A 1,539-nucleotide genomic window follows, 5' to 3' on the forward strand; every position below is an offset into this window, starting at 1 on the left:
CCGAGGATGACGGCGCGAACCGCCGCGCCGTCACTATCGACAGCGTCGACCGGCAGAAGCTCGATCCCGGCGCGGAGCGCACAGGATCGATCGAGGGCCAGAAAGTGAAGCTGGAGGACGATGCCTTCGCCGCCCCCGGCATTAAGGTCGGGACCTTTGTCTTCCGTCCGACACTCGAGCAAGGCCTCACCGCGACTTCCAATGCCGATGCCAGCGCCGGCGGCAGGTCGGCTGTGCTGTCCGAAACCGCGCTGCGTTTCTCCGCCACCTCCGACTGGCGCGAGAATTCGGCCGTCGTCGACGGCTACGGCCTTTTTCGCAACACGCTTTCGGGCCAGAAGATCAACGATGCGCAGGGCCGGATCGAAGGCCAGCTCACTGTCGACCTCGACAATGAACTGCGCGCCATCGCCAAGCTCGGGTATGAAGCGGTGCCGGAATCGGCGTCCTCGCCGGATGCGATTGCCGGCGTCACCTCACAGCCGCTGCGGCAGACGGTCGACGGCAGCCTCGGCATCGAGAAGGATGTCGGCAAGATGCGCTACGCGCTGACCGGCGCGGTCTCGCATGACTTCTACGGCGACGCCAAGCTCTCGGACGGCACCGTCTTGTCGCTGAAGGATCGCGACTCGACACTCTACTCTGCGACCTTGCGTACCGGCTATCAGGTCTCACCGGCCATGACGCCATTCGTTGAAGTGGAAGCCGGCCGGCGGATCTACGATCTGCGCCTCGACAGCAACGGTTTCGAGCGCTCCTCGACGCGGCTCAGCGCGCGCGCCGGCGTCGAGCTCGACATGCGCGAGAAGCTCTCCGGCGAGTTCTCCGTCGGATGGCTGCGCGAAGGCATCGACGACGACCGTCTGCCGGCGATTGCGGGGCCCTACGTCAACGCCGACCTCAGATGGTCGCCCGAGCGCGGCACCATCATCGGGCTGACCGGAAGAACCACGGTCGAGACCACGACCATCGCTAACGAGAGCGGCGACCTCCTCTATTCGGGCCGGCTCACCGGCGAGCGGCAGGTCCGCGCCAACCTGACGGCGAATACAGCGCTGGGGCTCGATTGGCGCGACTACATCGGCTCCGATGGCCACGATCTGGTCCTGAGCGCCGAGGCCGGCCTGACCTGGTGGCTGAACCGCTATGCCGGCCTCACCACAAGAATCAGGACGGAGAAGCTCACCAGCAACCTTCCCGGTCGCGACTATGTCGCCAACAGCGTCTATCTCGGTCTGAAGGTGCAGCGCTGACACTTCGTGATCCTCGCGCCAGCGATGCGGACGCGGAGATCCGAAGGATCCGCTCCGCTTAGCCAGCACCTAGGAAGCGGCGCCGATCCGCTCCGCCGGCCGCACCTCATCCAGCAGCGTGCGGATGACCCCGGCCATGCTCGCATTCATGTCGCTGCGCCAGAGCGCGAAGGCGACATTGGCCTCGACGAAGCCTTCCGGCGAGCCGCAGTCGAAGGTGCGCCCCTTATAGTGATAGCCGTAGAAGGCCTGCTGCTTCTCCAGCTTCAGCATCGCATCCGTCAGC

At 65.6% G+C, this 1,539-nt stretch carries 1 protein-coding gene and 1 pseudogene; one reads left to right on the forward strand and one right to left on the reverse strand.

The features are described from left to right. Nucleotides 1-1,253, forward strand: a 1,253-nt coding sequence (locus EOA60_RS32255) for an outer membrane beta-barrel protein (protein ID WP_128312578.1), incomplete at its 5' end; no start/stop codon positions are given. A 69-nt stretch (nucleotides 1,254-1,322) separates the two neighbouring features. Here EOA60_RS32255 and EOA60_RS32260 read toward each other — a convergent pair. Then, nucleotides 1,323-1,539, reverse strand: a pseudogene (locus EOA60_RS32260) (UTP--glucose-1-phosphate uridylyltransferase); the annotation flags it as partial.

The sequence above is a fragment of the Mesorhizobium sp. M1A.F.Ca.IN.020.06.1.1 genome, assembly GCF_004023265.1.
Taxonomy (GTDB): domain Bacteria; phylum Pseudomonadota; class Alphaproteobacteria; order Rhizobiales; family Rhizobiaceae; genus Mesorhizobium.